This is a genomic window from Streptomyces sp. V4I8 (assembly GCF_041261225.1).
GTDB lineage: Bacteria > Actinomycetota > Actinomycetes > Streptomycetales > Streptomycetaceae > Streptomyces.
On the sequence record NZ_JBGCCN010000001.1, the window covers coordinates 3,214,840 to 3,236,092 of the forward strand.

General features: G+C 71.0%; 19 protein-coding genes, 1 other RNA gene and 1 pseudogene. 9 read left to right on the forward strand and 12 right to left on the reverse strand.

Annotation, left to right across the window (positions count from 1 at the left end; translation table 11 throughout):
* Positions 1-191: 191 nt before the first annotated feature.
* Both ABIE67_RS14595 and ABIE67_RS14600 read left to right on the forward strand, forming a co-directional pair.
* Positions 192-2,084 (forward strand): DNA/RNA helicase domain-containing protein, encoded by a 1,893-nt coding sequence (locus ABIE67_RS14595; RefSeq protein WP_370256981.1) that lies wholly within the window; start codon positions 192-194, stop codon positions 2,082-2,084.
* A gap of 252 nt (positions 2,085-2,336) precedes the next feature.
* Positions 2,337-3,593, forward strand: coding sequence for a DUF2075 domain-containing protein (locus ABIE67_RS14600; protein ID WP_370256984.1), 1,257 nt, complete (start codon positions 2,337-2,339; stop codon positions 3,591-3,593).
* Between the two features lie 79 nt (positions 3,594-3,672).
* On the opposite strand, the gene rnpB is transcribed toward ABIE67_RS14600, so the two are convergent.
* From rnpB to ABIE67_RS14620, 4 genes and pseudogenes are all read right to left on the reverse strand, one after another.
* An RNA gene (rnpB, locus tag ABIE67_RS14605) (RNase P RNA component class A) lies at positions 3,673-4,077 on the reverse strand.
* A 103-nt stretch (positions 4,078-4,180) separates the two neighbouring features.
* Positions 4,181-4,960, reverse strand: a pseudogene (locus ABIE67_RS14610) (DMT family transporter); the annotation flags it as partial.
* Positions 4,961-4,980: 20 nt separating this feature from the next.
* Positions 4,981-5,805 (reverse strand): AraC family ligand binding domain-containing protein, encoded by an 825-nt coding sequence (locus ABIE67_RS14615; protein WP_370268596.1) that lies wholly within the window; start codon positions 5,803-5,805, stop codon positions 4,981-4,983.
* A 44-nt stretch (positions 5,806-5,849) separates the two neighbouring features.
* The gene (locus ABIE67_RS14620) at positions 5,850-6,419 is read right to left on the reverse strand and encodes a Uma2 family endonuclease (RefSeq protein ID WP_370268600.1); all 570 of its coding nucleotides are present in this window, start codon (positions 6,417-6,419) and stop codon (positions 5,850-5,852) included.
* A 173-nt stretch (positions 6,420-6,592) separates the two neighbouring features.
* Here ABIE67_RS14620 and ABIE67_RS14625 point away from each other — a divergent pair, with 173 nt between their 5' ends.
* Both ABIE67_RS14625 and ABIE67_RS14630 read left to right on the forward strand, forming a co-directional pair.
* Positions 6,593-7,354 carry a MerR family transcriptional regulator gene (locus ABIE67_RS14625; protein ID WP_370256987.1) on the forward strand — a complete coding sequence of 254 codons (762 nt, stop codon included), beginning with the start codon at positions 6,593-6,595 and terminating at the stop codon, positions 7,352-7,354.
* On the forward strand, positions 7,354-7,944 hold the full coding sequence (locus ABIE67_RS14630) for a hypothetical protein (RefSeq protein ID WP_370268602.1): 591 nt from the start codon (positions 7,354-7,356) through the stop codon (positions 7,942-7,944). Before ABIE67_RS14625 ends, ABIE67_RS14630 begins: the two co-directional genes overlap by 1 nt.
* Here the strand turns inward: ABIE67_RS14630 and ABIE67_RS14635 are convergent.
* On the reverse strand, positions 7,907-9,343 hold the full coding sequence (locus ABIE67_RS14635; protein ID WP_370256990.1) for an RNB domain-containing ribonuclease: 1,437 nt from the start codon (positions 9,341-9,343) through the stop codon (positions 7,907-7,909). The two genes, ABIE67_RS14630 and ABIE67_RS14635, sit on opposite strands and share 38 nt — an antisense overlap.
* A 75-nt stretch (positions 9,344-9,418) precedes the next feature.
* Between ABIE67_RS14635 and yaaA the strand changes: the two genes are divergently transcribed.
* Positions 9,419-10,201, forward strand: a complete 783-nt coding sequence (gene yaaA, locus ABIE67_RS14640; RefSeq protein ID WP_370256996.1) for a peroxide stress protein YaaA — start codon at positions 9,419-9,421, stop codon at positions 10,199-10,201.
* 115 nt (positions 10,202-10,316) lie between these two features.
* Entirely contained in the window at positions 10,317-10,964 is a 648-nt protein-coding gene (gene eda / locus ABIE67_RS14645; protein WP_370257000.1) for a bifunctional 4-hydroxy-2-oxoglutarate aldolase/2-dehydro-3-deoxy-phosphogluconate aldolase, read from the forward strand.
* Here the strand turns inward: eda and ABIE67_RS14650 are convergent.
* Genes ABIE67_RS14650 through ABIE67_RS14660 form a run of 3 tightly spaced genes read right to left on the reverse strand, consistent with a single transcriptional unit; the run spans position 10,947 to position 13,930 of the window.
* Entirely contained in the window at positions 10,947-12,275 is a 1,329-nt protein-coding gene (locus ABIE67_RS14650) for a bifunctional RNase H/acid phosphatase (RefSeq protein ID WP_370257003.1), read from the reverse strand. The two genes, eda and ABIE67_RS14650, sit on opposite strands and share 18 nt — an antisense overlap.
* Positions 12,276-12,287: 12 nt before the next feature.
* On the reverse strand, positions 12,288-13,031 hold the full coding sequence (locus tag ABIE67_RS14655) for a zinc ribbon domain-containing protein (protein WP_370268604.1): 744 nt from the start codon (positions 13,029-13,031) through the stop codon (positions 12,288-12,290).
* Positions 13,028-13,930, reverse strand: a complete 903-nt coding sequence (locus tag ABIE67_RS14660; RefSeq protein ID WP_370257005.1) for a Nif3-like dinuclear metal center hexameric protein — start codon at positions 13,928-13,930, stop codon at positions 13,028-13,030. The genes ABIE67_RS14655 and ABIE67_RS14660 overlap by 4 nt, the downstream gene beginning before the upstream one ends.
* Before the next feature lie 234 nt (positions 13,931-14,164).
* Between ABIE67_RS14660 and ABIE67_RS14665 the strand changes: the two genes are divergently transcribed.
* Positions 14,165-15,337, forward strand: coding sequence for a hypothetical protein (locus ABIE67_RS14665; protein ID WP_370257007.1), 1,173 nt, complete (start codon positions 14,165-14,167; stop codon positions 15,335-15,337).
* Positions 15,338-15,432: 95 nt separating this feature from the next.
* Positions 15,433-15,600: a hypothetical protein gene (locus tag ABIE67_RS14670; protein WP_370257008.1), complete on the forward strand. Its 168-nt coding sequence runs from the start codon at positions 15,433-15,435 to the stop codon at positions 15,598-15,600.
* A gap of 133 nt (positions 15,601-15,733) precedes the next feature.
* On the opposite strand, the gene ABIE67_RS14675 is transcribed toward ABIE67_RS14670, so the two are convergent.
* From ABIE67_RS14675 to ABIE67_RS14685, 3 genes are all read right to left on the reverse strand, one after another.
* Positions 15,734-16,672 (reverse strand): 3-oxoacyl-ACP reductase, encoded by a 939-nt coding sequence (locus ABIE67_RS14675; RefSeq protein ID WP_370257010.1) that lies wholly within the window; start codon positions 16,670-16,672, stop codon positions 15,734-15,736.
* A 101-nt stretch (positions 16,673-16,773) separates the two neighbouring features.
* Positions 16,774-17,850, reverse strand: a complete 1,077-nt coding sequence (locus tag ABIE67_RS14680; protein WP_370257012.1) for a Zn-dependent alcohol dehydrogenase — start codon at positions 17,848-17,850, stop codon at positions 16,774-16,776.
* A 30-nt stretch (positions 17,851-17,880) separates the two neighbouring features.
* Positions 17,881-18,738, reverse strand: a complete 858-nt coding sequence (locus ABIE67_RS14685; protein WP_370257016.1) for a MaoC/PaaZ C-terminal domain-containing protein — start codon at positions 18,736-18,738, stop codon at positions 17,881-17,883.
* Positions 18,739-19,133: 395 nt separating this feature from the next.
* Here ABIE67_RS14685 and ABIE67_RS14690 point away from each other — a divergent pair, with 395 nt between their 5' ends.
* The gene (locus ABIE67_RS14690) at positions 19,134-19,766 is read left to right on the forward strand and encodes a response regulator (RefSeq protein ID WP_370268608.1); all 633 of its coding nucleotides are present in this window, start codon (positions 19,134-19,136) and stop codon (positions 19,764-19,766) included.
* 41 nt (positions 19,767-19,807) lie between these two features.
* Here ABIE67_RS14690 and ABIE67_RS14695 read toward each other — a convergent pair whose 3' ends face one another.
* Complete coding sequence (locus ABIE67_RS14695; RefSeq protein ID WP_370257019.1) at positions 19,808-21,238, reverse strand: MFS transporter; 1,431 nt, start codon at positions 21,236-21,238, stop codon at positions 19,808-19,810.
* Positions 21,239-21,253 lie beyond the last annotated feature (15 nt).

Sequence of the window (21,253 nt, forward strand, 5' to 3'; positions counted from 1 at the left end):
CCCAGCCTCTGCGTGCCATCGCGCCACCAGATCGACCCCTCCCCGGTCCTCTCCTCTTGATCGAGACGCTCACTTAGGATGGCAAGCACCATCTCAGCGGCCCGACGGGCTTCCTGATCCGCCTACGGCGGACACCGGAGGACATGCCCCCACCCGCACGAGTCTTCTTCGTGCTGCCTGGGGGCGTTTTCTTGCTGTTCCGTGAGTCCGCGGCATCCGTGGCCGCCCGCATCCTCGATGGGTCGCTGGCGCTGCATCTGACCGAGAACTTCCGTCACCAGCATGGCCGGAGACCCGCTTTGGCAGAGATACGGTCCTGGGAACGCAGCCTGCCCGCACTCGTCAACGCACTCATCGAGGCCGAGCTCGACAACGTCGAGGTGCTCGTCGAATACAGCCTGCCTCTCACCAGCAAGCGTGCTGACGCCGTACTCGCCGGCGTCCACCCGACCACCGGCGAACCGTCGTACGTAGTCGTGGAACTGAAGCAGTGGAGCACGGCCTACCCCGAGGAGGACGAGCCCCTCCTGTGCCGGATCGACTCCTACACGGAGCCCGTGCTGAACCCGATCGAGCAGGTGCGGGGCTACTGCGAGTACCTACTGTCGTTCAACGGGGCGTTGGAGCGGATGCCCCAGTCGCTGGCCGGTGTGGCCTTCCTCCACAACGCGACCGAGTTCGGCGTCGCGGGGCTGCGGGGCGTCGAGGAGGACCAGCACGGTCGGATGTACACCGGCGAACAGCGGGGTGTCTTCCTCGACTTCCTACGCTCGCGCCTCGCCGCCAAGCCCGGCGCCCAGGCGGCGGACGTACTGCTCGACGCCAAGGTACGGCCGTCGAAGCAGCTGATGTCCGTCGCGGCGGCCGAGATCCGCGACCGCGAGCAGTTCGTGCTCATCGCCGAGCAGCGCGTCGCCTACGAGAACGTGATGTCCGCCGTACGCAAGGCCAGGCGGTCCAATCACAAGCAGGTGATCGTGGTGACCGGCGGACCCGGCTCCGGCAAGAGCGTGATCGCGATGTCCCTGCTGGGCGAGCTGTACCGGCGCGGGGTACCCACTCTCCATGCGACCGGTTCACAGTCGTTCACCAAGACCATGCGGAAGGTCGCGGGAGAACGGAAGCGGGAGGTCCAGCAGCTCTTCAAGTACTTCAACAGCTTCATGGACGCCGAGCCGAACGACCTCGACGTACTGATCTGCGACGAGGCCCACCGCCTGCGGAAGACCTCTGCCAACCGCTACACGAAGGCGGAGCTGCGCACCGGCCGCCCCCAGGTCGCGGAGCTGATCGACGCGGCCCGGGTACCGGTGTTCCTCCTCGACCAGCACCAGGTGGTGCGCCCCGGCGAGATGGGCACCAAGGAGGCGATCCAGCGGGCCGCCGCTGCGCAAGGTGTGGACTGCACGGTGGTGGAGCTGGACGGCCAGTTCCGGTGCGGCGGCAGCGAGGCGTACGAGAAGTGGGTCATTGACCTCCTCGGCCTGGACGGCGGCACGCCCCACCATTGGGAGCCGGACGGCAAGTTCAAGCTGCTGACCGCTGAGAGCCCCCAGGAACTGGAGGACTTCCTCATCGCGCGCCGCGAAGAGGACTACGGCGCACGGATGTCGGCCGGCTACTGCTGGAAGTGGACGACAAAGATCACCCCCGGCATGGCGGCACTCCCCACCGACGTCACCATCGGTGAGTGGGCTCGCCCCTGGAACGTGTACGGCGACAGATCCGTACTTGGCGCACCGCCCGCCCCTCTATGGGCCACCGACCCTGCCGGCTTCGGCCAGATCGGCTGCGTCTACACCGCCCAGGGCTTCGAGTACGACTGGTCGGGCGTCATCATCGGCCCCGACCTGCTGTGGCGGACAGACCGCTGGATCGTGGACCGCTCGGCATCGAAGGACCCGTCCTTCACCAAGGCAACATCCGACGAGGACATCGACCGGCTTGTCCGCAACACCTACAAGGTGCTGCTGACTCGCGGCATGGTCGGCACGATCCTCTATTCGACGGACGCGGAGACGCGCGAGAAGCTGCGGTCGCTCATCCATCCGGCAGCCGGAGCCAAGGTGCCAGCAGTGGCGTAGCCCGCTACGAGGCTCGTTCTCCTTCGTCGTGCTCAATCAATGAAGAACAAGGGGCCGCAGGGTGACGCACCTTGAGGAAGACCTCCGACTAACGAGGACCCGAGGCCGAAGAGCTTTGAGTGTCGATGCCCATGCGAAGGCTGACCAAGCTCGCATCTTACGCATTGTTGCTGACCAAGCATACGGAGATCACTGGTGGCACTCATACGAATGTCCGCACGCGCACTGCAAGGCACCAGCAACGCAGCTTTGATGGAGCGACTCACAGAGCGTTCCCGCTCCACGCTTTTTCAACTCATGCAAGCGGCTGCTGACGAGATCCTCTACGGCGGCAATTTCCGACTCATGGACGAACAACAGGTCGCGGCCTCCCTGGTCAAGCGTGCAGTTTCCATATCACGGAGGTCAGACACCAAGGAGGTGATAGTGGTATCAGGGGGACCTGGCTCAGGAAAGAGCCTGATAGCTCTCCACCTCATGAGCTACCTCGGCAGAAACCGACGGAATGTCGTCCATGCTACCGGCTCAAAATCCTTCACCACCACCCTCCGCCACGTCGTCGGCCAGAAGAACGAACGCGTCGTCAAACTCTTCCGCTACTTCCTCGACTTCCGCACTATAGAAAGGAACGATCTCGATGTTCTCATCTGCGATGAAGCACACCGCATCCGCCACCATTCCAGAACCCAGAGCCCCTTGAACATCCACAGAAGCGGACGAAGCCAGGTTGAGGAGCTTATAGACGCCGCCAGGGTTCCGGTGTTTCTTCTTGATGAGCACCAGGTAGTTCGCCCTGACGAGATGGGAAGCGTTCGGGAGATTGATCGGGCTGCAAAAGCACGGGGGTGCGTGGTCCGTCACGTCGACCTCAATGAGCAGTTCCGCTGCGGCGGGAGCCGCGCCTATGAACACTGGGTACGACGTCTCCTGGGTTTGGAGCCCGGAGGACCGGTTCCTTGGAAGCCCGAGCCGAACTTCGAGCTGCTGCTTGCCGACACTCCACAAGCGATGGAGGCGTACCTTCACGCGCGGCAAGCAGCTGGATCCACCGCGCGTATGACCGCCGGCTTCTGCTGGCCATGGAGTGATCCGCGAAGGGACGGCAGTCTGGTCGACGACGTGGTCATAGGCGAATGGCGTCGGCCATGGAACGTCAAGGGGGAGCGCGAGGTTAGCGGCGCCCCGCGATCCTCGCTCTGGGCCACCGAACAAGCAGGGATCGGGCAAATCGGCTGCATCTACACGGCTCAGGGCTTCGAATACGCTTGGAACGGCGTAATCCTCGGCAAGGATCTGGTCTGGGCAGGCGACGGGTGGCGCACTAATCCGACGGAATGCAAGGACAGCAGCCTGCGCCACGCTTCGCCCAGCCACTTCGAAAGCCTCACGCGAAACCGCTACAAGGTACTCCTCACGAGGGGCCTGGCCGGCACAGTCCTGTACTCGGACGACACGAGAACTCAGGCTTTGCTGCGCACCCTTATCCCGGGCAGCGTCCCGCCGTCGTGACGCGGGTACACGAGCCTACGGACGGACAGCCTCCGGCGCAGGCCAGAAGCCCCTTCCGAAGTAAAGCCGCAGGCAGCGGCAGACGAGTCGGGCTATACGCCGGGTTCTGTTCCCAGGGCCCCTCACGGGCCCCCGGGCGACGGCCATCCATCTACGACCGGCGTTACCACCGGCCTCCTGCGGTCTACCCGCGGACTCGGGCGGGCAGCCCTCGAACGTCCGCGCAGAGTGCCTTTTACAGCGCTCCTCTTGACCTTGCTCCGGGTGGGGTTTACCTAGCTGCTCAAGTCACCCTGAGCACTGGTGGTCTCTTACACCACCGTTTCACCCTTACCCAGTGCCGAAGCGCTGGGCGGTTTGCTTTCTGTGGCACTGTCCCGCGGGTCACCCCGGGTGGCCGTTAGCCATCACCCTGCCCTGTGGAGCCCGGACGTTCCTCGGGAAGCCCCCTAAGGGGACTCCACGCGGCCGTCCGCCCGGCTCGTCTGCCGTGGGGACCATGTTACCGGCCTGCGCGGGGCGGCCGTCGCCAGGACCGATCCGGCGAGGATCAATACGAAGGCGGCGACCACCCCCGCCGTCAGGTGCTCGTCCAGGAACACCGCCCCCGCCCCCACCGCCACCGCCGGGTTGACGTACGTGAACACCGTCGCCCGCGTCGGACCCACCTCCTTGATCAGCTCCAGGAACGCCACGAAGGCGACCGCCGTGCAGATCGCGCCGAGCACCGCGAGGGCGACCAGGACCTCGGCGGAGGGCACGGCGGACGGGCGGGTCAGTGCCGCCGCCGGGGCGTACACCAGTGCCGCCAGCGTCAGGCACGCGGCCGTGAGCTGCAGGGACGGAACGTCCTTCAGCCAGCGCGCCGCTATCAGCGGGGCCGTCGCGTAGCCCAGCACCGTCAGCAGGACCTCCGTCAGGGAGCGGGCGTCGCCGCCCGTCAGGTGCGGGGCCGTGAGGGTCGCCACGCCGGCCAGGCCCAGGGTGAGGCCGGTCAGGCGGCGGATACCCAGGTGTTCCGTGGCTCCGAAGAAGCGGGCCAAGGCCACCCCGACTATCGGCACGCCCGCGATCAGCAGGCCCGCCGTCGAGCTGGACAGGTGGCGTTCGGCGTCCGTCAGGGTCCACCAGGGGCCGATGATCTCTATGCACGCGAACGCCAGCATGGGACGCCAGTGGCGTCGTAGGGTCCCGCTCAGGCCGCCCTGGCGGATCGCGAACGGCAGCAGCAGTGCCGCGCCCAGCGCGCAGCGCGTGAACACCACAGTCGACGGGGAGACCGCCTCCACCGCCACCTTGATCATCAGGTAGGGGATGCCCCAGACGACGCTCATCAGGGCGAACAGAAACCAACCGCGTGCACTCATACGCTGAACTCTCGGCCGCCCTACCGACCCCTGTCTTGAACGCTGTTGCGGTACGCCGCCGGAGTCACCCCCAGCACCCGCCGGAACCAGCGGGTCAGGTGCGCCTGGTCCGCGAAGCCGACCAGGACCGCGACTTCCGCGGGCCTCAGGCCCGTCTCCAGCAGGCAGCGCGCCCTGCTCACGCGGTGCTGGGCGAGCCAGGCGTACGGCGGTACTCCCATCGCCGTGCGGAAGGCGCGGAGCAGTTGGTAGCGGGAGAGACCCAGGTCGGTGGCCAGGGCCGCGAGGGAGGGTGGGGCTGTCAGCTCGTCGGCCAGGCGGTCGCGTACGGCGTGCGCGATGTGGGCGGCGCCCGGCACCGTGTCGCTCGCCGCGCGGGCCGTGGAGTGGCGGCGGGCGAGGGCTGTCAGGAGCCAGGGGAGGCGGGACTCGGCCTCCAGGGGGTCGGGGCAGGCGGCGAGGTCGGTGTGGGTGAGGCGTAGGGCGGCGGACAGTTCGGGGTCGCGGAGGAGGGGGTCCGGGAAATGCGGAACGTCCGTGCCCAGGGTGCCGTCGGTCAGCAGGGACGTCCCGGCGTACAGGGCCCGGTAGGCGTAGCCCCCGGGCTCGGCCGGGCCGCCTGTGTGCATCTCTTCCGGTGCCAGTACGACGATGGAGCCGGGGGTCGGGCGGATGCGGCCGCCGCGGTAGTCGATGATCTCGCTGCCGGCGACGCACACGCCGATCGTGAACTCGTCGTGGGCGTGCGGGGCGTAGACGTGCCGGTCGAAGCGGGCGGTGAGCAGGTCGAGCGGGGGGCCGCCCCGGCCGAGCCGCGCCCTGGTCCACAGGGCCTGTTCCCTCACCACGCATCCCCCTTCGGCCGGCCTGGGGGACAACACCGGGAGCGTCAGAGAAAGTCCGTGGTGTCCAGGTCGAAGGCGAAGGGCTCCGGGAGAGCAAGCGGCTTGCCAAATGGGAGGGTGGAGTGCTGACGATAATCGTCTTTCTCCGGGGCACTGAACAGGGTGATCTGAGAGGTGTCACGATCGACGAGCAGGTACAGGGGGATGCCACCGCGTGCGTAGCAGCGGCATTTGGCCTCGCGATCGGCCTTCGGCTTGGAGGACGTGACCTCAACAACCATCGCAACGCCCTCGCATGGCATCCAGGAATCGGCACCCCGGAAGAGTCGAAGGTGCGTGGGTGCAAAGGTCGTATCCGGCACCGCGTGATTCTTCGGGCAGGTGTCTCCGCTCTTAAGTCTCAGTCCCTTGTTACCGGAGAAGTCCATGTCGGTCCGGGCCCGCCGGATCACCTGTTTCACGATCACATTGATGTAGTCCTCGTGATCCCCGTCCGGCGGCGGTGTCACAACGATCTCCCCCTCGATCAGCTCAGCCCGGAAACCCTCCGGGGTGTCCAGGGCGAGAAAGCCCTCCAGCAGGACCTCTTCCTGCGTGAGCGGCTCGTGGGCCATGGCAGTCATGTCACGCCCCTCCTTCGGTCGCTCGCCAGACTGGGACATTAGGAAGATCACCTGTCCGAGAGATCGGGAACCGTTCCCTCGATCGTGGCACACCAGCACGGCGATCGTCAGGCGCCGAGCCGTCCCCTTGACCCTGCCGCGACGTCAACGTCTCTACTGATCCCATGCGGATCGGAGAACTCGCCGCCGCCGTCGGCGTCACCACGCGCACGGTGCGGCACTACCACCATCAGGGGCTGCTGCCGGAGCCGGAGCGGCGCCCGAACGGGTATCGGGACTACACCCTGCGGCACGCGGTCGTGCTGGCCCGGATTCGGCGGCTGACGGAGCTGGGGCTGGGGCTCTCGGAGGTGCGGGACGTGCTCGCCGAGGATGCCGGGAAGGATCTGGTCGAGGTGCTCACCGAGCTCGATGAGGATCTGGCACGGCAGGAGGATGCCATCCGGGAGCGGCGGGCGCGGTTGCGGGCCTTGCTGGAGACGGAGGGCGGGCTTCCGGCGGAAGGGCCCGTGTCGCCTCGGCTGGCGGCCCTGTTCCAGGACATGGCGCACGTCGTCTCCGACTCCCCCATGGCCGCCAAGGACCGCGAGATGCTCGCCCTGATCGAGACCACGGCCGATCCCGAGGGGCGGGAGGAGCTCATGGGCGCGCTGGGGAGCGCGCTGGCCCGGCCGGGCGGCAAGGAGCGTGCCCTCGCCGCCTACGCCCTGCTCGATCAGCTCGTCGACGCCGACCCCACCGACCCGCGCGTGGACGAGGCGGCGCGCGCCCTCGCCGACTGCCTGCCCCGCGATCTGCTCCCGGAGCCGTTGGAGGTCGACCCCGACAACAGTTTCCTGCGTGCCTTCTACGCCGACTTCGCCCCGGCCCAGGCGGAGGCCATCCGCCGTACCTTGCACATGCTCACGGAAGGAGACGGGCCGTGATGCGGACCGTGCTCGTCCTCGCCCGGCATGAGCTGCGGCTCCTCGGCAGTCTCGCGCTGTGGGTGGCACGGCGGCGGCACGGGCTCGGTGACGGCACCGGCTTCGGGTACGCGCGCGGGCAGGGCACGATGATGTTGGGGTTCGGGTTCGTGGTCGTGATCGAGTCGATCACGATGTCCGTGCTGCTGAGGAACTACCCCGCGGTGCAACGGGGATGGTTCATGGTGGACATGTACACCCTCGTGATCATCATCGGTATGCACGCCGCCTCCGTCGTACGGCCCCACGTGCTCGACGCCGGTCACCTGCGCGTCCGGCGCGCCGCGCACGTCGATCTGCGCATACCGCTGGAGAACATCGCGCACGTACGCCGCGAGCTGCGCACCACCCATGAGCGGGCCGACGGTGAGCTCGACCTCCCTGTCGGCGCGCAGACGACGGTGACGCTCGAACTCACCGAGCCCGTAGCCCACTTCACCTTCCTGGGCCGCCGGCGGGACGTCCGTCTCGTGCGCCTCCACGCCGACGAGGCCGCCGACCTCGTACAAGCGGTCAAGCGGGCTCGAACCGCACCTTCGCCGCTTCCGTGAGGCGGACGCTGAGCCGCTCCCCCAGCGGCAGGCGGCCCCCGTCCCTCGCCTCGATCCGGCCGATGACCGCCGGGGACTCCAACTGCACGGTTCCTACGGCGGGTTGACGTTCCTCGACGTCCACCACCCAGCCGTCGAACACCTCCCCCACCCGGTCCTTCAGCAGTGCCCCTTCGACGATGTCGACGCACTCCCGCTCGACCGTGCCCGCGCGCCGGGTGCCCTCGGCCATCCGGGCGGGCAGTGCGTCGAGGGCGGACCCCACCCAGTCGGGCACCGGCTGCCCCGCTGCCGCCGCGAGGCAGATCTCGGAGGCGTAGCGGTCGGCGAGGCGGCGCAAGGGGGCCGTGCAGTGCGCGTAGGGGGCGGCCACGGCGGAGTGGGTGGTGATGGCCGGCAGGGCGCCGTCCCGGAAGACCGTGTAACCGGCTCCGCGCAACAGCGTCGTGCACTCCTGGAGGAAGGCCGCGTGGTGCGGGCGGTGCGGGTCGAGGGAGCGGACCAGCGAGGCGTACGAGACGTGGTGCGGCCAGTCGACGCGCAGGGCGTGGGCGGTACGGCGCAGACGGCCGACGGCGCCGTCGGGGGCGGGCGGGAGGGTGCGCAGGATGCCCGTGCCGCTCGCCAGCATCAGGTCGGCGGCGGCCATTCCGGTCAGCAGGGAGATCTGGGCGTTCCAGCCGTCGGCGGGGAGCGGGGCGCGGTAGGCGAGCTCGTAGGTGTGGTCGTGGTCGCGCTCGATGATCTCCTGCTCGGGCACGTTGAGCGAGATCCCGCCCCGCTCCACCTCCAGCCGCTCCCGCAGCTCCCCGATCTCCTTCAGCAGCGCCGGCGGCTCCTCGGCGGTTCCACCGTCGATCTGCTTCTGCACGCCGTCGTAGTCCAGCTTGGCCCGGCTGCGGACCAGGGCGCGGCGGACGTCGACGGCGAGCGTACGGCCCTCCGCGTCGAGGTCGATCGTCCACAGGACGGCGGGCCGGACCTGGGCCGGGAGCAGACTTGCCGCGCCCTCGCTGAGCAGGGTCGGGTGCAGGGGGACCTTCTCGTCAGGGAAGTAGAGGGTCGTCACCCGGCGGTGGGCCTCCCGGTCCAGGGGGCCCGACGGTACGACGAAGGCGGCGACGTCGGCGATGGCGTACCGGACGCGGTAGCCGGTGCCCTGCCGCGACAGGTGCATCGCCTGGTCGAGGTCGGTGGACGTGGGCGGGTCGATGGTGAAGAAGGGGATGTCGGTGGCGTCGTGGGAAGGGAGGACCGGAGCCTTCGCGGCCTGCTCGGCCTCGGCCAGCACCTCGGGCGGGAAGCTTCCGGAGACGCCGAGTTCGGTACGCAGCGCGGTGAGGGCGGCCCGGAGGGGGGCCTCGGGGGCGCCGGTCACTCGGATGTGGCGGCGGGGCATGAGTCGAGCCTAGGGCGAGGGCCGCCGACGGGCACGCCGTACCCTCTGTGTCGGAGTTGGAGCTAAGGAGTACGTGTGCTTGTCCTGCTGCCGCCTTCCGAAGGGAAGGCCTCGTCCGGTCGGGGTGCCTCGCTGAAGCTGGAGTCGCTGTCCCTGCCGGGACTCACCGAAGCCCGGGCGGCCGTGCTGCGTGAGCTGGTCGAACTGTGCCGCGGCGACGAGGACAAGGCGCGGGACGTCCTCGGGCTGAGTGAGGGGCTGCGGGGGGAGGTCGCGAAGAACGTCGAGCTGCCCACGGCGGGTGCGCGGCCGGCCGGGGAGATCTACACCGGTGTGCTGTACGACGCCCTCGACCTGGCGTCGCTGGACGCCGCGGCGAAGAAGCGGGCCGCTCGGTCGCTGCTGGTGTTCTCGGGGCTGTGGGGCGCGGTCCGCGTCAACGACCGCATCCCCTCCTACCGCTGCTCGATGGGCGTGAAGCTGCCCGGCCTCGGGGCGCTCGGGGCGCACTGGCGGGCGCCGATGGCGGAGGTGCTGCCCGAGGCGGCCGGGGACGGGCTGGTGCTGGATCTGCGGTCGTCGGCGTACGCGGCGGCGTGGAAGCCGAAGGGCGAGGTGGCCGGGCGGACGGCGACGGTACGGGTGCTGCACGCGCCGACCCGGAAGGTCGTCAGCCACTTCAACAAGGCCACGAAGGGGCGGATCGTGCGGAGCCTGCTGACGGCGGGAGCCGCGCCCAAGGATCCGGCCGCGCTGGTGGAGGCCTTGCGGGACCTCGGGTACGAGGTCGAGGTGGAGGCGCCGGCCAGGGCCGGGAAGGCGTGGACGCTGGATGTGCTGGTGGCGGAGATCCACTAGCAGGGTCCACAACGGGATCCAGAACTGGGATCCAGAACGGGATCCACAGGAGGCGCGCATTGCAACATGCGCAATGACCTTTGCGCACAGTGCTCACCCTCGGCAGGATGAGGCCATGGCCTCTCCCCTGCCCGCCTCCGTGCTGGATCTCGCCCCCGTCGTGCCGGTCGTCGTCATCGAGGACGTCTGCGACGCCGTACCGCTGGCGCGGGCGCTCGTCGCCGGCGGGCTCCCCGCGATCGAGGTGACGCTGCGGACGCCGGCGGCACCGGCCGCGATCCGGGAGATCGCCGCCGCGGTGCCGGACGCGGTGGTCGGGGCCGGCACGGTCATCACGCCGGACCAGGTGAACGCCTCCGTCGCGGCCGGGGCGCGCTTTCTGGTGAGCCCGGGCTGGACGGACGTACTGCTGGGGGCGATGCGGGCGTCCGGGGTGCCTTTCCTGCCGGGGGTGTCGACCACGTCGGAGGTCGTGGCGCTGCTGGAGCGCGGGGTGCGGGAGATGAAGTTCTTCCCGGCCGAGGCGGCGGGGGGTACGGCGTACCTCAAGTCGCTGAACGGGCCGTTGCCGCAGGCCCGCTTCTGCCCGACGGGCGGGATCGGTCCGGCGACGGCTCCCAGCTATCTCTCACTCCCCAACGTCGCCTGCGTGGGCGGGAGTTGGATGCTTCCGGCGGACGCCGTGGCGGCGCGGGACTGGGCGCGGGTCGAGGAGCTGGCGCGGGCCGCCGCCGGCCTCAGAAGCTCACCCGCGCAGGTGTGACGTGTCATTGAAGAGCCGCACGCTCGCGTTGCCGTCGGCGTAGTACGCCACCGCCGAGAGGGAGGCCGCCGAGAGTTCCATGCGGAACAGGGACTCGGGCGGGGCGCCCAGGGCGAGGCGTACGAACGTCTTGATCGGCGTGACGTGCGTGACGAGCAGGACCGTGCGGCCGGCGTAGGCCGCGATCAGCTTGTCGCGGGTGGCGGCGATACGGGTCGCGGTCGCCGCGAAGCTCTCGCCGTCACCGGTGGGGCGCGCCTCCGGGTCGGCCAGCCAGGCGTTGAGGTCCTCGGGGTAACGCTCGCGCACCTCTCCGAAGGTGAGCCCCTCCCAGGCACCGAAGTCGGTCTCGCGCAGACCGTCCTCGACGCTCACCTCCAGGCCGAGGCGGGCCGCGACGATGCCGGCGGTCTCCCGGGTACGGGCGAGCGGCGAGGCCACGACGGCCTGGATCGTGCCGCGCCGGGCGAGGGCCGCACCGACGCGCTCGGCCTGGTCCCGGCCGACGTCGGAGAGGGCCGGATCGGTACCGCCGCTGCCGGAGAACCGCTTCTGGGGGGTGAGGGGGGTCTCGCCGTGCCGGAGCAGTACGAAGGTGGCGGGCGCGCCCATGTCGGCGGGCGCCCAGCCGGACGAGGGCGCGGCCACGGTGCGGGCGGCCCTGACATCGGCACGGGCGGAGCTGACATCGGCACGGGCAGCGCCGCCATCGGCCTCGGCGGCCGCGGAGGCCCGCTCTTCGGCCAGCGCCGCACGCGCCCGCGCCGCGCCCGCGGCGGCGTCTCCCGGCGGGCCGGACGGCTCAGGCTCAGCCGCGGTCCCCGCAGCCTGCGCGACCCTCGCGGCCCTCGCGTCAGCCGCCTCCAGCTCCGCCATGGAAGCCGCCGCCGACCACTGCTCCCCCCGCTTCCCGGCGTCCATCGCCTCGTTGGCCAGCCGGTCCGCGTGCTTGTTCTGCTCCCGGGGGATCCACTCGTACGTCACCTGGGGAGCCGCGAAGACGCGCGCCGCCTCGAAGGCCAGCGGCTTCATGTCGGGGTGCTTGATCTTCCAGCGGCCCGACATCTGCTCGACGACGAGCTTGGAGTCCATGCGGACGTGGATCGTGGCCGTGGGGTCCAGGTCGTACGCGGCGCGCAGGCCGGCCACCAGACCCCGGTACTCGGCGACGTTGTTCGTGGCCACGCCGATGTACTCGGCCGCCTCGGCCAGCGTCTGCCCCGTCGCCGCGTCGATGACCACGGCACCGTAGCCCGCGGGCCCCGGGTTGCCCCGTGACCCGCCGTCGGCCTCGACGATGAACTCCCGCACGGCACAGGCTCCCTAGAGGCCGGACTCGGCCGTACGCACCAGGATCCGGCGGCAGTTCTCGCAGCGCACCACGGTGTCCGGCGCCGCCTGGCGGATCTCGTTCAGCTCGGTGATGGCGAGCTCCTGGCGGCAGCCCTGGCAGGTGCGCTGGTACAGCTTGGCCGCGCCGATGCCGCCCTGCTGCTCGCGCAGCTTGTCGTAGAGCTTGAGCAGGTCGGCCGGGACGGCGGCGGCGATGACCTCGCGCTCCTTGGTCACCGAGGCGACCTCGCCGTCGATCTGCTCGAACGCGGCGTCCCGGCGGGCGGTCGCGTCGTCGACCTTCCCCTGCACGGCACCGACCCGCTCGGTCAGCTCGACGACCCGCTCCTGCGCGGACTCACGGCGCTCCATGACCTCCAGGACGATGTCCTCCAGGTCGCCCTGCCGCTTGGCGAGGGAGGCGATCTCGTGCTGGAGGTTCTCCAGGTCCTTCGGGGAGGTGATGGCACCGGAGTCCAGGCGCTGCTGGTCGCGGACGGCGCGCTGGCGCACCTGGTCCACGTCCTGCTCGGCCTTGGTCTGCTCGCGGGCGCAGTCGCTCTCCTCGGTCTGCGCGGCCACGAGCAGGTCGCGCAGCTGCGTGTGGTCCTTGGTCAGCGACTCGATCTCGGCGTGCTCGGGCAGCGACCTCCGCTTGTGCGCGAGCTGCTGCTTGCGGACGTCGAGGGCCTGGACGTCGAGGAGGCGGATCTGGTCGGCGGGCGCGGCGTTCAGTTGGGGGCTCCAGATGTCGAGTCAGAAGGGGCGCGCGAAGCGCTCGCGGGAAGGGTGGTGGCGGGCGACGGGTGGGTGGATGCCGCGTGGGCGGTCCAGGGGTCGGTGACCGTCTTCGAGACGTGGACGCGCAGGTCCCATCCGTTGCGGTCGGAGATCTCGTCGAGCTGGGCGGCGGCCAGCTCGCACCAGGGCCACTCGGTGGCCCAGTGCGCCGCGTCGAGCAGCGCGAGAGGACTGTGGGCGACGGCCTCGGACGCCGGGTGGTGGCGGAGGTCCGCGGTGAGGAAGGCGTCGACGCCGGCGGCGCGTACCTGGTCGAAGAGGCTGTCGCCGGAGCCGCCGCTGACGGCGACCGTGCGGACCGTCGCCTCGGGGTCGCCGGCCACGCGGATGCCCTGCGCGGTGGCGGGCAGCCGCTCGGCGGCCCGGGCGGCGAGTTCGCGGACGGTGAGCGGGTGGTCGAGTTCGCAGATCCGGCCGAGGCCCCGGCGGCCCTCCGGGTCGGTCGCGTCCGGCACCAGCGGTCGTACGACCCGCAGGTCCAGCGCGCCGGCCAGCGCGTCGCTGACGCCGGGGTCGGCCGTGTCCGCGTTGGTGTGCGCGACGTGCAGCGCGATGTCGTTCTTGATGAGGGTGTGGACGACCCGGCCCTTGAAGGTGGAGGCCGCCACCGTCGACGTACCGCGCAGGTAGAGCGGGTGGTGGGTGACCAGCAGGTCGGCGCCCAGCTTCACCGCCTCGTCGACGATCTCCTGGACCGGGTCGACGGCGAACAGGACCCGCGAGACCGCCTGGTCGGGGTCGCCCACGACGGTGCCGACCGCGTCCCAGGACTCGGCCCGCTCGGCGGGCCACAGGTTCTCCAGCGCGGCGATGACTTCAGACAGACGGGGCACGGGGGCAAGGCTACCTGGCTGTTCCGTACGGCTGTACCTGTGCCGGAGCTGCCGGATCGCCCCCCGCGGTCGCCTCCCTGCCCACCCGCGGCCACGACCTGCCCCGCCCAGCACATTCACCCCCGCCACCTCAGGCGAATCGTTCCTCGGCCACCCCTTTGTGTGAAGCGGAACCTTGCCGATCCCACGCCTGTGCGTGCGAAAACTAGCTTCGTGACTGGAGGTGACCGGACCATGACGGCCTGTGCGATCGAGCCTGCGGCGGAGCACGAGGACGACGACGCGCCTCGGGCGGGATGCACCATCACGGCGGACGGTTCCTACGCCGCCCGGCTCGCGCTGGACCGCGACTGCTGGTTCCCGGAGCGCTGGACCCTGGACGGCCCCGAGCCCTACGCCGTGCCACTGCCCGCCCACCAGCCGGAGGAGCCCGGCACCGAGGTGCAGCCGATGGGGGACGGGCGGGTGCTGATCCGCCGCCCGACCGACGGACGGCACATGTTCTCGTTGCTGTACCCGACCGGCCCGGGCACCGGTGAGCTGTTACTGGGTGCCGTCCAGTGCCCCGACGAGCAGACCCGGCTGCGGTTGCTGCCCCCGGCGCCGGGCGGCGACAAGGCGTACGCCCTCGCGGTGGGCCGGCGCTCCAGCGCGGTGTGGCTGGTGGCGGGGGGTGCCTTCGGGCCGGAGCAGCTCGCGGAGGTCCCCGGGCGCTGCTCGGGCGGGGTGTGGCTGGACCGGGGCGGGCGGATGCTGGCCCTGGACCGGGAGTCCGGGGGCCGTACGAAGGCCGTCGTGGTCGACCTGGAGCGGGGCGGCGAGGTGTCGCCGCTGCTGCAGATCACGGACGACAGCGACGACCGGTTGCTCCTCGCCGACCCGGACAGCGGGCTGCTGCTGATCCGGTCGGACGCTCCCTCGCCGGGGCGCGATCGGCTGGGCTGGGGTGTGCTGGGCAGCACGCTGCCGGTGCGTTTCCCGGAGTGCCTGCGGACGCCCGACTGCGCGGTGACGCCGTTCGCGATCCAGCCGGGGCAGGTGCTGACGCCGGAGGCCTGCGGGGTGGCGTTGCGCGTCGACGGGCCGGTCGGGAGCTGGGTCGGGGTGTGGCGGCCCGCCGAGCGGCAGGTACGTCATCTCGCGGCGCCCGAGGGGTGGTTGGCGGGAGCCGGGTGGTGGACGCGGGACGGGGTGCTGCAACTGCCGTATGCGACGGGGGCAGTGCCCTGTGGAGTGATGCGCTGGGAAGCGCCCCAAAGGGGCGCGGGGAACTGCGCGACAAGCCACGACGGCGCCGCACACGGCCAACGACCTGACGCGGCACCCACACAGGCCCCCGCGGCCCCCGCGGCGACGCGCCCCGTGCCCTTGCAGCAAGCGCCGTTGGGCGGTCTTGTAACGAACTAGTGGCGGTTGGCGTGGCCGCCTGGATTCGGCCCGTGGTCGTCTGGTTAAACTCGCCCGGCTGTAAGAAAGATCATGTTGACGGGGTGAGTTTTCCGATGAGCAACGCCAGCACGACCCAGCCGGGGCCGGCCGACGTTCACGACGTTCAGAAGGCCGCCGGTCACGGCAGGCACCGGGGCCCGGTGTCGGCCCAGGACAGCGAGGCGGCTCCCCGCGGCCGTCACCGCAAGCCGGCCGCGGAGAAGACCGAGACGGCGGCCTGAGGCCACGCACCGGCCATGGCATACGGCCCTGTTCCCCATGGGGACGGGGCCGTTGCCGTGTCCGCGGGGGACGGGGCCGTTGCCGTGTCCACCCCGGTGTCGACACCGCGCCGACACCGCGTCGACACCGGCGTCAACCCCGTTTGAGCCCCAGCACCTCCGCCGCTCCGAACGTCTCCCCCGACGGCCGCTCCGCGTAGTGCGGGGTGAGCAGCGCGTCGAGCTCGTCGTAGGTGAACGTCTCCTGCTTGCTGTCGAACTTGGCGGCGATCTGCGGCCGTTCGACGATCGCCACCATGCCGCCGTGTACGACGATCAGCTGGCCGTTGACCCGGGCGGCGGCCGGCGAGGCCAAGTAGCCGACGAGCGGGGCGACATGCTCGGGGGCGAGCGGGTCCAGCCCGTCCTCCGGCCGGCCGAGGCCCGCGAAGACGTCCTCGGTCATGCGGGTGCGGGCGCGCGGGCAGATGGCGTTGGCGGTCACGCCGTACTTGGCGAGCGCGAGGGCGGTGGAGGTGGTGAGCCCAACGATCCCGCCCTTCGCGGCCGCGTAGTTGGGCTGCCCGGCCGATCCCGCCAGGAACGCCTCCGACGAGGTGTTCACGATCCGCCCGTACACGGGGCCGCCCGCCGCCTTGGACCGCTCGCGCCAGTGTGCGGCGGCGAAACGGATGGTGTTGAAGTGGCCCTTGAGATGGACCCTGATCACCGGGTCCCACTCCTCCTCCGCCATGGAGAAGACCATGCGGTCGCGCAGGATGCCCGCGTTGTTGACCAGGATGTCCAGCTTGCCGAACTCGGCGACGGCCAACTCGACCAGTGCGCGGGCCTGTTGGAAGTCGGCGACGTCCCCGGTGTGGGCGAGTGCCGTGCCGCCCGCCGCGCGGATCTCGGCGGCGACCTCCTCGGCGGGAGCGGCGGAGGCCGCGCCCGAGCCGTCGCGGCCGGGCTGCCCGTAGTCGTTGACGACGACGGCCGCGCCGAGCAGGGCGAGTTCGAGCGCCTCGGCCCGCCCGAGCCCGCGGCCGGCGCCGGTGACGATCGCGGACAGGCCCTCAAGTGGCAGTGACATACGACCCCTTCGATGAGTGCGGCCTCTCGATGGATACGGCCCCTCGATAGATGCGGCCCCTCGATAGATGCGGCCCCTCGATGGATACGGCCCCTTCGATGTCAGATCTCTATGCACGTACGCAGCGCCGCGCCCGTCCGCATCTGGTCCAGGGCCTCGTTGATGTCCGCCAGTGGCACACGGTGGGTGATCAGGCCGGCGAGGTCGATGCGGCCCGCGCGCCACAGGGCGATCGTCCGCTCGTAGGAGCGCAGGACATCGCCGCCGCCGTACATGGACGGCAGGATCCGCTTCTCGTCGAAGAACAGCTCGAACATGTTGAGCTGGAGGAAGTCGTCCATGGCGCCCGCGCCGACGATGACCAGGGTGCCGCCGCGCCGGGTGTTGTCGTAGGCCGTGCGGGCGGTGGCGGACTTGCCGACGACCTCGAAGACGTAGTCGAAGCCCTCGCCGGCGGTGACCTGTTGTTTGGCGTCGGGCAGCTCGTCCGGCGAGACGGCCCTGGTGGCACCGAACCTGAGCGCGGACTCGCGGCGCGAGGCGACCGGGTCGACGGCGACGATCTCGGCGGCGCCCTTGAGCCGGGCGCCCTGGATCGCGGAGATGCCGACGCCGCCGCAGCCGATGACGGCGACCGACGAACCGGCCTCCACGTCGGCGGTGTTGAGGGCGGCCCCGAGTCCCGTGGTCACCCCGCAGCCGATGAGGGCGGCGATGTCGAAGGGGACGTCGTCGGGGATCGGCACCGCGCAGCCGGCGTCGACCACGACCTCCTCGGCGAAGGTGCCGGTGCCGGCGAAGCCGAAGACGTCCCCGGCGGGGCGCTTGAAGTTGGGGGTGCCCGCGTTCATGAACCCGGCCAGGCACAGTTCGGTCTGGCCGCGCCTGCAGGCGGGACAGGCACCGCAGGCGGGCAGCCAGCAGACGACGACCCGGTCGCCGGGCTTCAGGTCGCGCACGCCCTCCCCGACTTCGAGGATCTCGCCGGCGCCCTCGTGACCGGGCACGAAGGGGCCCGGCTGGGGCAGCACCCCCGCCATCGCGGACAGGTCCGAGTGGCACAGTCCGGTGGCCCGCACCCGGACCCTCACCCGGCCGGGCCCGAAGCCCACCGCCTCGACGTCGTCGAGGACCTCCAGCTTGTCCTGGCCGATCTCGTGCAGTACGGCTGCGCGCATGGTGCGGCTCCCCTCAGGGTCATCCAGGGTTCAGGAGTGTTCGACGATGGTGTCGGCGAGGACGGGCGCGTCGTCCCGCTCGACGGCGCTGACGGCGACCCTCGTGGACTGCGGTGTGTGCCACATACGGATCCGCAAGGTCTCCCCCGGGTACACGACCCCGGCGAACCGGGTGACGTACGACCGCACCCGGGTCACGTCGCCGCCGAGCAGCGTGTCGACGACCGCCTTGAGGGTGATGCCGTAGGTGCACAGTCCGTGCAGGATGGGCCGCTCGAACCCGGCGACCTTGGCGAACTCGGGGTCGGCGTGCAGGGGGTTCCAGTCGCCGGAGAGCCGGTAGAGCAGGGCCTGGTCCTCGCGGACGGGCCGCTCGACGACCCGGTCGGGTTCGCCGGTCGGGGGGTCGAGGCGGGCGGAAGGGCCGCGGTCCCCTCCCCACCCGCCTTCTCCCCGTACGAAGATCTGGGCGTCGTTGGTCCACAACGGGCCGTCGGTGTCGGCGACTTCGGTACGCATCACGAGGACGGCGGCCTTGCCCTTGTCGTGGATGGCGGCGATCCGGTTGGTCGCGGTGGCCGTGCCCGTCGCCGGGAGGGGCCGGTGGATCACCAGGCTCTGGCCGCCGTGCAGGACGCGGGCGAGGTCGACCTCGATGCCCGGCATGGACAGTCCGCTGATCACTCCGGGCGAGCCCGAGCCGGCGACGGTGGCGAAGCTGGGCAGGACGTGCAGCCGGGACTCCAGGGTGTAGCGCAGTTCGTCGGGGTCGGTGGCCGGCACGCCCGCCCCGATGCCGAGGTGGTAGAGCTGGACGTCCTTGGAGTTCCAGGAGATCTCGCCGGTCCGGGGTTCGGCGGCGAGGGCCTTGGCTGCGTCGATGGGCATACGGCTCCTGACAGTGGCGGAGTCAAGACCTCGGTACGGCCGTCCGCACCGTCGGCCGCACCGAGGTCGTCGCGGGCCGATCTAGAACGCGTTCCAGTCCGGCGCCCTCTGTATAGCCGAGCGCACCGTACTTGTGAAGGCTCCTGACGGGGTGTCAGGTCGCTGGGCCGGCCCGCCTCCAAGCCCTCCGGTCCGGGCGCCCGTGACATAGCGAGGAATCGCTCCCCCACATCGATCCCTCGGCACGAGCCCCGAGCCCCGAGCCCCCAGCGGACCGGGGGACGTCGGCTCCGTGCCACAACGGCGCCGCAGGCGCACGACGACTGGTCGCGACCGGTTGGGTCTGCACCGGCGGCGGAGCGTCCCGTGCGCCCTACCCTTGGGCCGTGAACGAGATGCCGCGGGACCACCGGCCCGCCAAGTCCATCCGGGTTCTGCTCGCCGAGGACCAGGGCATGATGCGCGGGGCTCTCGCTTTACTGCTGGGGATGGAGCCGGACATCGAGGTCGTGGCGCAGGTGTCGGCCGGGGACGCGATCGTGGACGCCGCTGTCGTCCACCGCCCGGACGTCGCGCTGCTCGACATCGAACTACCGGGCCGCAGCGGGCTGGACGCCGCGGCCGAGCTGCGCGACCAGGTTCCCGACTGCCGGGTGCTGATCCTGACGACCTTCGCCCGCCCTGGGTATCTGCGCCGGGCCATGGAGGCGGGAGCCGCCGGTTTTCTGGTGAAGGACGGTCCCGTGGAGGAACTGGCGGTCGCGATCCGCCGCGTGCTGACCGGCGAGACGGTGATCGACCCGGCCCTCGCCGCGGCCGCCCCCAGTGCCGGCCCCAACCCGCTCACGACCCCCGAGTGCGACGTCCTCAACGCCTCGACGGACGGCGCGACGGTCGCCGACCTCGCGACCAAGCTGCATCTGTCCGAGTCCACCGTCCGCAACCACCTCTCCTCCGCCATCGGCAAGACGGGCACACGCAACCGGATGGAGGCACTGCGGGAGGCACGGCAGCAGGGGTGGCTGTAGGGGGGCAGGGTGGCTGTAGGGGTGACTGCAGGGGGCAGAGCTCAGTGGCCGGCAGGCCTCCGCGGCAACCACACCAGCATCAGCACCACTCCCCCCGCCAGCACCCACGCCCCCGTCCGGAACGCCAGCGCGTACCCCTCCGTCAGCGCCTGAGGGGTCGCGCTGCCGCCCGAGCGGGCCGCCGCCAGGGTCGACAGGATCGCGAGGCCCAGCGAACCGCCGATCGTGCGCGAGGTGTTGACCAGGCCCGACACCAGCCCGGCCTCCCCCGGCTCCGCCCCGGACGTGGCCAGCGCCGCGAGCGGGGTCGCCGCCAGGCCCGCACCCAGCATCATCAGGATGCCCGGCACCATGATCGAGGTGACGTACGCGCCCTGCGCGCTCAGCGTCGACTGCCAGCCGAAGCCGACGACCGCCACGAGCGTGCCGGCGGCGGCCACGTTGCGCGGGCCGAGCCGTGGCATGAGGCGCGGCGCGAGCTTGGAGCCGAGGAGCACGGCCAGCGAGCTCGGCACCAGGGCCAGGCCGGCTTCCAGCGGGGTGTAGCCGAGCACGTTCTGCGCGTACAGCGTCATGAAGAACCACATGCAGAACATCGCCGACCCGCACAGGAACATCGCCCCGTTCGCCGACGACACCGCCCGTACCCGGAACAGCCCGAGCGGCATCAGCGGAGCCGCGGTACGCGACTCCACGAGGACGAAGACGCCGATCAGGGCGAGACCGGCGAGCAGCGGCACGACCGTGGCCGTCGCCGTCCAGCCGGAGGCCTCCGTCTGCGAGATGCCGTACGCCAGCGTCCCCAGTCCCGCCGTCACCAGCACCGCTCCCGGCAGGTCCAGCCGCCGCCCGTCCCCGGCCCGGCTCTCCGCGAGCCAGCGAAGGGCACCGGCCAGCACCACCGCGCCCACCGGCACGTTGATCAGCAGGACCCAGCGCCACGACAGCACCTCCACCAGCGCCCCGCCGACGAGCCCGCCCGCCGCCCCGCCGCCCGCGCCGACGGCCGTCCAGGTGCCTATCGCCCGCGCCCGCGCCGCCCCCTCCGGCACCGCCGCCGTGACGATCGTCAGCGTCGAGGGGGCCAGCACCGCCGCCCCCAGCCCCTGCACGGCCCGCGCGAGCAGCAGCTGCCAGTCCTGCTGGGCCAGCCCGCCGGCCAGCGAGGCCAGGGTGAACACGGCGAGCCCGACGAGGAACATGCGCTTACGGCCGTACAGGTCCCCGGCGCGCCCGCCGAGCAGCATGAACCCCGCGAAGGCGATCGCGTACGCGTTCACGACCCACTGCAGGCCCTGCGCGCTCATCGCCAGGTCGGCCCGCATCGACGGCAGGGCCACGTTCACCACGGACACGTCGAGCACGACCAGGAACTGCCCGGCACACGCGAGCGCCACCACCAGCCAGGCGGGAGGGGCGCTGCGGCGGGACGTACGGGTGGTGGCGTCAGCGGCTCGGAGCATGAGTGTCATGCTCTCAACGACCGG

What these genes read in the sequence shown, in the direction of transcription:
- ABIE67_RS14600 (WP_370256984.1), top strand. Translation starts at nt 2,337, where the DNA reads ATGGAGCGACTCACAGAGCGTTCCCGCTCCACGCTTTTTCAACTCATG.
- ABIE67_RS14620 (WP_370268600.1), bottom strand. Translation starts at nt 6,419, where the DNA reads ATGGCCCACGAGCCGCTCACGCAGGAAGAGGTCCTGCTGGAGGGCTTT.
- ABIE67_RS14625 (WP_370256987.1), top strand. Translation starts at nt 6,593, where the DNA reads ATGCGGATCGGAGAACTCGCCGCCGCCGTCGGCGTCACCACGCGCACG.
- ABIE67_RS14630 (WP_370268602.1), top strand. Translation starts at nt 7,354, where the DNA reads ATGCGGACCGTGCTCGTCCTCGCCCGGCATGAGCTGCGGCTCCTCGGC.
- ABIE67_RS14635 (WP_370256990.1), bottom strand. Translation starts at nt 9,343, where the DNA reads ATGCCCCGCCGCCACATCCGAGTGACCGGCGCCCCCGAGGCCCCCCTC.
- eda (WP_370257000.1), top strand. Translation starts at nt 10,317, where the DNA reads ATGGCCTCTCCCCTGCCCGCCTCCGTGCTGGATCTCGCCCCCGTCGTG.
- ABIE67_RS14665 (WP_370257007.1), top strand. Translation starts at nt 14,165, where the DNA reads ATGACGGCCTGTGCGATCGAGCCTGCGGCGGAGCACGAGGACGACGAC.
- ABIE67_RS14670 (WP_370257008.1), top strand. Translation starts at nt 15,433, where the DNA reads ATGAGCAACGCCAGCACGACCCAGCCGGGGCCGGCCGACGTTCACGAC.
- ABIE67_RS14675 (WP_370257010.1), bottom strand. Translation starts at nt 16,672, where the DNA reads ATGTCACTGCCACTTGAGGGCCTGTCCGCGATCGTCACCGGCGCCGGC.
- ABIE67_RS14680 (WP_370257012.1), bottom strand. Translation starts at nt 17,850, where the DNA reads ATGCGCGCAGCCGTACTGCACGAGATCGGCCAGGACAAGCTGGAGGTC.
- ABIE67_RS14685 (WP_370257016.1), bottom strand. Translation starts at nt 18,738, where the DNA reads ATGCCCATCGACGCAGCCAAGGCCCTCGCCGCCGAACCCCGGACCGGC.
- ABIE67_RS14690 (WP_370268608.1), top strand. Translation starts at nt 19,134, where the DNA reads ATGCCGCGGGACCACCGGCCCGCCAAGTCCATCCGGGTTCTGCTCGCC.
- ABIE67_RS14695 (WP_370257019.1), bottom strand. Translation starts at nt 21,238, where the DNA reads ATGACACTCATGCTCCGAGCCGCTGACGCCACCACCCGTACGTCCCGC.